This window comes from Legionella drancourtii LLAP12 (assembly GCF_000162755.2).
In the GTDB taxonomy this organism is placed as follows: Bacteria; Pseudomonadota; Gammaproteobacteria; order Legionellales; family Legionellaceae; genus Legionella; species Legionella drancourtii.
Map to the genome: position 1 here is coordinate 100,104 of NZ_JH413796.1, position 8,307 is coordinate 108,410.

Sequence of the window (8,307 nt, forward strand, 5' to 3'; positions counted from 1 at the left end):
CTAGCCATTGCAAACTCGTTTTTTTCTTGTGTTAGAACCTGAAGTCTACGAGTTTGCTCATATTTTTCAATATGTTAACGACAAAATGTCAACACACCCTAGTTATTATGCTTGGTGGCGAACTACAGATAAAAGCTATAATCCGACCAAAAGTATTGAAGTTGTAAATGCTCGTGACTATTCATATAAATTTGGCGGTAAAGGCAAGGTGGGTAATGAGTATTTTACGTACGCCCATTATTATGCCAAAATACATCAGCCTTGGTATAGTAAATATTTTCCGTTTGGACGACAATTTTTAACAATCAAAATGGAGGATTTTGCAGATGATAATAAGGTGATTTTTGAACCTGATTACCAAGAATCGAAACTCCATTCTGAATTTACCATGCCGGGTTGGAACATTATTGGCTTAAGCCTAATGAAATCCGTTACTCATTATGCAACTAATTTCGGTAATGCCTCTCTTGATAGCAGCCCATATGCTCGGCTTAGTTTTATTATTGAGGTGAAGCGCAACGGGTGGAAACTATATATAAGTTATTTTATTGGTTTCTTTATGGCGGGCATTTTAGCGCATTTGGTATATATGATGAGTTCATTACCTTTTGCCGCCCGGGCAACTGTATTTATAGGATCCGTTGTTGCGTTTATAGGGAATAAATACATCATTGACCCAAGATTACCGCCAAGTCCAAGTTATGGTCTTGCGGATGCCATCCAAATGATAACTTTTTTGGTAATTATCATTTCTATTTTGGCTTCTATTGGCCTCGAACTTAAATATCAGGATGAAAAAAAGCGGGCTGCAGTTTCTTTAACAATCGGTGCCATTAGCTTAATAATTTATGTGTTGTACATTATTATTTATACTTGGATAGCAGTTTCTTCATAAAGCCATGCCCGTTTTAGAAAGTCGGCTCTACCCCAAATAAGGGGGCACTTTAATCAAGTTAGTCTAAACTAACTTATTGATTTCGCGATCAAAATGGAGATTAAAGTGCCCAAGCATAATCTTATCTTAAATTTACCTGGTTTTACCATACAAAAAGTGAGTGGCTATCAACCTCTTATATTAGATATTTCCTACCATAGGCTACCTCGTTGTGCTCATTGCCAGAGCAAAGCGGTGCGAAAGAAGTCTTCTTATATACGTACGGTTGCTCATGAGTTAATTTTGGGAAGACCCCGTAATTTTGAAAATTATAGAACTCGTGTTAGGGTGCTCTGTTGTTAACTGGTGAGTGCCCCCGTAATTGGGAAAGACCCCAAATATCTTAATGGTACCTAGGGTGGGACTCGAACCCACACGGTGTCACCACCACCGGATTTTGAATCCGGCGCGTCTACCAATTCCGCCACCCAGGCACACAGGCGGTCATTATAACAAAGAAATAGATTCTCACAATGGGTTTTAGTATATAATTCATAAAAAAGGATAACTAAAGAATGTATTTTATGAATAAATGCCCTATTTTTATTTTTGGATTCGTTTTCGCGCTTGGGAGTTTGGGCGGTTATGCTACTAATTGCCCCGATCCGCAAACTACGTCACTAAAATGGGGGGAGGTACCCGCACCGTGGGTGGTCAATCCTTATTCTCAACGGCCGCAGGGTGATGAGAATACGCTTTTTATTCGCGCCAACATTCTCGTTGCTGGATATGGGCGCGGTGTTACCTGTACTTATCGTAATTCGGGTGGTGAATATTCCATTTGGTGGTCAGTACTTACTAAAATACCCTCACGTATGGATTACAATTGGATTGATAGCTTAGGTGGTTTTGTTTGTACTCAGGGACTTGAAGCATGTCAGTTTTCAGTGGCAGCCGTTAATCCAGCACATTAATTCTATGTATTTTATGATGATGCGCTCTAAATGAGCGCATTCGCTTTCACTGGGAGAATCTGTAATGATTGATGTGTATTTTAAATTCTGTCTTCAGTAATGTTAATCATCATTTGTAGTGATTTTTTCGCATTATCGATAACCCATTGCTGATCCTTGACTGGTAGTCGATTTCTAGTTCCCGTAAACTCATTAACCACATCGCCTGCTTTTACTTCATTATAAGACATGGTTTTTCCTTGGCGTAATAAATCAACTAAAGCAACTAGATGCGGTGGGTCATTGCGCGACATGGTAGCGCAACCACACCCAATGCCTTTTTCCGCTTCATTTTTAGGTGCTTCAGCCAAATTAACGACGTCAATACCTAAACCTTCGCAATATTGTTTTAGATTTTCCACCATATGATTTTCAGTGCCAATTGCATAGCGTTTGGTTTGGGCGCGATCATTGACTACATAATCCCAAATGAAGGCTGTAGATCCTGCGTGTTGTGCAACACGAATTACGGAGTTGCGGCATTCAGGATGGACAATCGTTGTATAGGATTTACTATGCCAATATTCACACATTTCAGGTTGATAATGGGTGTGTACTGCACATTGGCTTGCAAATAGGATGAGTTCGGCATCATCGAATTGTTTTAATGTTTTTTGATCTTGCGCTGCTAATGAATATTGGGCTCCAGCAGTGCCTCCCGGCCAATAAGCCAGATTTTTTATACCTAACCAATAGGCGACATTTTCGCCCATATGTTGATCAGGAATAAAGAGGATTTTCTTATTTTGTTTTTGTGCCCATTGAAATATTTTCTTCACATTAGAGCTGGTGCAAACAGCGCCACCTTGCTCACCTGTCATTGCTTTGACGCGACCGGAAGTATTCATATAACAAACGGGTAAAATATTCTCAGCACCATAACGTTCATTTAAATCAAGAAAAGCGGGTTCGACCATGAAATCTTTAGCCAGCATTTCCATAGTACATCCAGATTTTGGATTGGTAATATAAACGTGCTGGTGGTTATTGGCCAGGATGCTGATTGATTCCGCCATGAAATGTACTGCAGATTCAATAATGACGGATTTTTCTGGGTGTTCTGCTGATTTCAATGCGAGTTGGTATGAGTCACCAATAATGCCGCCGAACTGTTCTACTAGTCTGACAATGTCACCACCCATGTAATAGTGGGCAAGGAGTAATAATTGGTCACCAAAATGGTCTTGAGCTTTTTTTAGATAGGGGGTCATCCATGCCAGCACGGTAGTTAACTTACGGTCTGGTAAGGCTTGGTACTCTTGGGCATAGGGAATAAACTCTTCCTGGTACCAATCTATAGGGTAATCACTTTGGCAAATACTCATATCATTACTGATCCGCATTAAAGTCGTTTCAGGAGTATAAACAGTTGAATTTTTAAACATATTCTTTTTACCTCTAACTGGTAATTTTATTTTATTCAGGTGAAATATCCGTCCATCCTTCCTTCGCAATACTTTCCTGTGCCCGAAGTTTTTTATTTGGATAATCTTCCCGGAAGTGGCCGCCACGAGATTCACGCCGTGACAATGCAGCTCGGACAATTAATTCAGCATTGAGAATGATGTTTCTTAGCTCAATAAAATCGCGAGTAATGAAATGTTTCCAGTAATATTCGCCAATTGTTTTTTTTCTCTTCTTTATTAATTGTAGTAGATCTTGCAGGCCGGCTTCAGTACGTACTATTCCGGCGTAAGAAGTCATTTCCCCCCTCAAACCTCGCCATTGCGCATTAATTTGGCTTGCGCGGCGTGCGTTCACTTCACCAGGCGCACTCCAGTTGGGAATATGAGCGGTAAACTTCCAGGGTGAAGAGATATCTTTTAATGTACAGCGCGCGGCATTTGAGCCCATCACCAAGGCTTCAAGTAAGGAGTTACTTGCTAAACGGTTCGCTCCATGTAAGCCGGTGAATGCCGTTTCACCAATAGCATAGAGTCGTTTTAAATCCGTACGTCCATCAATATCTGTAAGTACCCCGCCGCATTGATAATGCGCCGCAGGAACAACGGGAATCATATCCTGGCTCATATCAATGCCAATGGATAACAGTGTGGTATAAATTTGTGGGAAACGTTTTTTCAGGAAGCTTTTTGACTGATGGGTAATATCAAGGTAAACATAACCTATTTGACTGCGTTCAATTTCACTAAAAATAGCGCGAGAAACGACATCACGAGTTGCCAGTTCCATTTGTTCTGGCGCATAATTTTGCATAAAGCGCTCGCCAGTTTCGGCATTTTTGAGGATCGCGCCTTCGCCGCGCACTGCTTCGGAAATGAGAAAGTTATTTAATGAATGGTGATGTAAAAGGGTAGGGTGGAATTGATAGAATTCCATATTGCCAACCCGGGCTCCGGCGCGATAAGCCATGGCGACGCCATCACCGGTGGCAACCATAGGATTGGTTGTATATCTGTAGGTTTTACCTGCACCACCCGTAGCTAAAACGACACTATTTGCCAAAAAGGTATGGATGAGATTTTGTTGGCAATCTAAAATATAGGCACCTAAAACTTCACCTTGAATGTCGGTGCGGTGCGGGTGGTAATGCGTAATTAAATTAACTGCAACGTGGTGTTCAAAAAAATGAATTTGCTCCTGTTGCTGCGTTAATAGGTTCATTGTTTGCGTAATTGATAAACCGGTTTGATCCCCGCAATTGTAAATACGTCGGTGTGAATGTCCGCCTTCTTGTGCAAGGTGGTATTCTCCATTTTCCTCTTGCTTAAAATGAACAGAATACTTCTTTAACTGTTTGATGATTTCTGGACCTTGTCGGATAATGAACTCTACAGCGGGTACATAGCAAAGACCATCGCCAGCAATCAGGGTATCCGCTATATGGGATTCCAGGGAGTCTTCAGCTAAAGATACTGCCGCAATTCCTCCTTGAGCATAACGGCTATTGCATTCAAGCGCTTCTGCCTTGCTGATTAAGGCAACTTTTAAGTGCGGTTGTAGGCTCAATAATTGCAGGCAATATTGTAATCCTGCTAATCCTGTACCGATAACAAGTACATCGAATTCATAAGTTCGACCTTGTTGCGATAGGGTATCGTTCATGAAAAGGCCTTGACAAGTTGAGTGGCTAACCCGGTGTAATTTTCTGGGGTGAGTTTTGCTAATTGTTCTTTAGCTTCCGCAGGAATAGACAATGTCTGGATAAATTTCTGAAGGCTGTCGCCATCGATTCCTTGTCCTCGGGTTAATTCTTTTAATTGCTCATAGGCATTGGGTACGTTATAACGGCGCATCATGGTTTGTATTGCTTCGGCCAATACTTCCCAGTTTGCCTTTAAGTCATCTTGCAAGGCGCGTTTGTTAATTTGCAGCTTATCATTACCTTTAGCTACAGAAAGGTAGGCGATTAGACTGTACGAAAAGGCCATACCAATATTACGTAATACAGTAGAGTCCGATAAGTCACGTTGTAAACGTGATTGGGTTAGTTTATTCGCAAAGTGAATAAGCAGGGCATTGGCTAGACCTAAATTACCTTCTGCATTTTCAAAATCTATAGGATTTACTTTATGGGGCATGGTAGATGAGCCAACTTCTTCTGCTACTGTCTTTTGTTTAAAGTAACCAAGGGAAATATAACTCCAGATATCTTGAGTATAATCCAATAAAATATTATTAATGCGTACCATAATTTGTGATACTTCCGCTAAGCCATCGTGTGGTTCAATCTGGGTGGTATAGGCATTAAACGATAGTCCTAATGAAGTGACGAAATTAGAGCAATGTTTGCGCCAATCTACTTCAGGGTAGGCAATAATATGCGCATTGTAATTGCCAACCGCACCATTGAATTTACCTGGGATTAATACTTCAGCAAGTTGTTGTTGTGGTCTTTTGAGTCGAGCAACGAAATTCACCAACTCTTTGCCCATCGTTGTCGGGGTAGCTGGTTGACCATGTGTTCTTGCTAGCATGGCAACATCACCATGCTGTTTACCGAGCAGCGTAATGCCTCCCATAATTTCAGCCAGGGTAGGTTGTATCACTTGGGCAATGGCTTGTTTGACCATTAAGGCATAAGCTAAATTATTGATGTCTTCTGAGGTGCAGGCAAAATGAATGAATGCAGTTGCTGCATTTAAGCTGGCATTATGCTGGAATTTATCTTTTAGATAATATTCGACTGCTTTAACATCATGGTTTGTTTGACGCTCAAAGTCTTTGATCTTTTGTGCTTCCGCTTCATCAAAATTTGCAATGATGTTATTTAAAAATTCTTTAGTCTTTTGAGTCAGTTTTGGAACTTCAGTGATGTTGTCATTTGCTGCTAAAGACTCAAACCAGCGAATCTCGACCATCAATCGATAATAGATTAGGGCAAACTCGCTAAAATAAGGACTCAAAGCCCGGGTTTTTTTCATGTAGCGCCCATCTATTGGCGATATGGCGTTTAAAGGAGTAAGAGTCATAAGTCGCTTGCCTAAATAATAAAGTATATATGATATTAGAAGTGCATATGATATTAGATGCGAGCCAATATGTGAATTAAAGTCAGATATTTTATCTGCATAAAGATGTTTTTTAGTGCAAAATTTATCCATAACGGTTATTTATGTCAAATTATTCGTGCTAAGCTTATATTCTCGAATATTTTTTTCTAAAGTAAATTGTTTTAAATATGATATTTTTTGCATCCTATGCGTATAATAATCGCAATATTCCTTTAGGTGTCTTTATTTTATGAAAACCATTATTGAATCCTATCAGGCCGGCTTATTTCAAAAGAAGTATTGGTTACAAAATATAATATCAGGTGTCATTGTCGGTGTGGTTGCCCTACCATTGGCAATGGCTTTTGCTATTGCTTCAGGTGCTAAGCCTGAACAAGGATTGTATACCGCAGTTGTTGCTGGACTGATTGTGTCGGTTATGGGGGGGAGTCGTTTGCAAATTGCCGGCCCTACTGGCGCTTTTATCGTAGTTCTTGCAGGCATCACGGCAAAATATGGAATTTCTGGCTTACAAATCTCTTCATTGCTTGCTGGCTTTATGCTGTTATTTTTTGGTCTTGCCCGTTTAGGTGGGATTATTAAATTCATACCTGCCCCAGTAATTATTGGTTTTACTGCGGGAATTGCGGTCGTGATTTGGGTTGGGCAGTGGCATTATTTTTTTGGTTTTTCTTCCGGAGGTAATGGGCATTTCCATGAAAAATTATGGCATTTATTGCACTCATTTCCGCAACTTAATCTAACTACAACTGCTTTAGGTTTCCTGGCTTTATTTATTGTTCTTTTTGCAAATAAAATTCCTGGTTTAAAACGGATACCTGGGCCACTAATCGCATTAGTGGTGCTTACCAGCGTGCAAAGCATTTTTCATTTTGAGGGGGTTGCCACCATCGGCTCCATGTTTGGTGGAATACCTCAAGGTTTGCCTAATTTTCAAATGCCGGATATAACGGTTGATCGCGTGATTGAATTAATTGGGCCTGCATTTACGATTGCTATGCTCGGTGCCATAGAATCACTTTTATCTGCTGTAGTGGCTGATGGCATGGCGGGTACAAAACATAATTCGAATCGCGAACTTGTGGGTCAGGGAATTGCGAATATTTTTGCCCCTTTGTTTGGTGGTTTTGCGGCTACTGGCGCTATTGCACGAACTGCAACGAATATCCGTAACGGAGGTAATAGTCCTTTAGCTGGTATTATTCATGTGCTTACTCTTGTTTTAATTATTTTATTTTTAGCGCCTTTGGCGGTCAACGTACCTCTGACGGCGCTGGCGGCAATATTGTTTGTGGTTGCCTGGAATATGAGTGAGGTAAAACATTTTATTAAGTTAATACAACGAGCGCCAATGGCGGATGTGGTTATTCTTCTTGTTACGTTTGTTCTTACTGTATTTGTTGATTTAGTTGTTGCCGTCAATATTGGGGTAATCATTGCGGTATTGCATTTTATCCGACGTATGGCTTCTAGTGTGGAAGTGCAGCAAATGACCGATCAACAGTTGTCGCAAGAATTAGCACAACAGAAAATCGAGACGCTACCGAAGGGGGTATTAGTTTACGCGGTAGAAGGTCCATTTTTTCTTTTGCTGCAGCAGAAGTTTTTTGAGCAAGCTTTGGCTGTAACGCATACGGATCCGAAAACATTAATTATCCGCATGCGTTGGGTGCCATTTGTGGATATTACTGGGTTACAAATGCTTGAAGAAATAATTCATGACTTACAAGGTCGGCACATCCGCGTTATTTTAAGCGGTGCCAATTCACGAGTAGAAGGTAAGTTACGCAGGGCTGGTATTGTAAATTTAATTGGTGAATCTAATTTTTATCGGGAGTTTTCTGAGGCTATTGCGGCAGTAACCCAGTAGGGCAAGACCCTAGGGGCACGACCATTAAGTTAAGGATTTTATGCTTCAAATTTTTCAGAGCCTGTCGTCCCCGCG

The 8,307-nt window shown here is 40.7% G+C and carries 6 protein-coding genes, 1 tRNA gene and 1 pseudogene; 4 read left to right on the plus strand and 4 right to left on the minus strand.

Going from position 1 to position 8,307, the window contains the following annotated elements; translation table 11 throughout:
- The first annotated feature begins 85 nt into the window (after positions 1 to 85).
- Positions 86 to 895, plus strand: a complete 810-nt coding sequence (locus LDG_RS01290) for a ligand-gated ion channel (RefSeq protein WP_006869274.1) — start codon at positions 86 to 88, stop codon at positions 893 to 895.
- A 105-nt stretch (positions 896 to 1,000) separates the two neighbouring features.
- Positions 1,001 to 1,177 (plus strand): annotated as a pseudogene (locus LDG_RS20790) (ISL3 family transposase); the annotation flags it as partial.
- Between the two features lie 104 nt (positions 1,178 to 1,281).
- Here the strand turns inward: LDG_RS20790 and LDG_RS01295 are convergent.
- A tRNA-Leu gene (locus LDG_RS01295) sits at positions 1,282 to 1,368 on the minus strand.
- Between the two features lie 90 nt (positions 1,369 to 1,458).
- On the opposite strand from LDG_RS01295, the gene LDG_RS01300 reads away from it, so the two are divergent.
- Entirely contained in the window at positions 1,459 to 1,848 is a 390-nt protein-coding gene (locus LDG_RS01300) for a DUF3757 domain-containing protein (RefSeq protein WP_040534102.1), read from the plus strand.
- An 80-nt stretch (positions 1,849 to 1,928) separates the two neighbouring features.
- Here the strand turns inward: LDG_RS01300 and nadA are convergent, their stop codons facing one another.
- The 3 genes from nadA to purB are packed head-to-tail and all read right to left on the minus strand — an operon-like array spanning position 1,929 to position 6,320.
- Positions 1,929 to 3,272 (minus strand): quinolinate synthase NadA, encoded by a 1,344-nt coding sequence (gene nadA / locus LDG_RS01305; RefSeq protein WP_006869277.1) that lies wholly within the window; start codon positions 3,270 to 3,272, stop codon positions 1,929 to 1,931.
- A gap of 31 nt (positions 3,273 to 3,303) precedes the next feature.
- Positions 3,304 to 4,953 carry an L-aspartate oxidase gene (gene nadB / locus LDG_RS01310; RefSeq protein WP_006869278.1) on the minus strand — a complete coding sequence of 550 codons (1,650 nt, stop codon included), beginning with the start codon at positions 4,951 to 4,953 and terminating at the stop codon, positions 3,304 to 3,306.
- The gene (purB, locus tag LDG_RS01315; RefSeq protein ID WP_006869279.1) at positions 4,950 to 6,320 is read right to left on the minus strand and encodes an adenylosuccinate lyase; all 1,371 of its coding nucleotides are present in this window, start codon (positions 6,318 to 6,320) and stop codon (positions 4,950 to 4,952) included. The genes nadB and purB overlap by 4 nt, the downstream gene beginning before the upstream one ends.
- A 271-nt stretch (positions 6,321 to 6,591) precedes the next feature.
- On the opposite strand from purB, the gene LDG_RS01320 reads away from it, so the two are divergent.
- The gene (locus LDG_RS01320) at positions 6,592 to 8,232 is read left to right on the plus strand and encodes a SulP family inorganic anion transporter (RefSeq protein WP_006869280.1); all 1,641 of its coding nucleotides are present in this window, start codon (positions 6,592 to 6,594) and stop codon (positions 8,230 to 8,232) included.
- Positions 8,233 to 8,307: the final 75 nt, after the last annotated feature.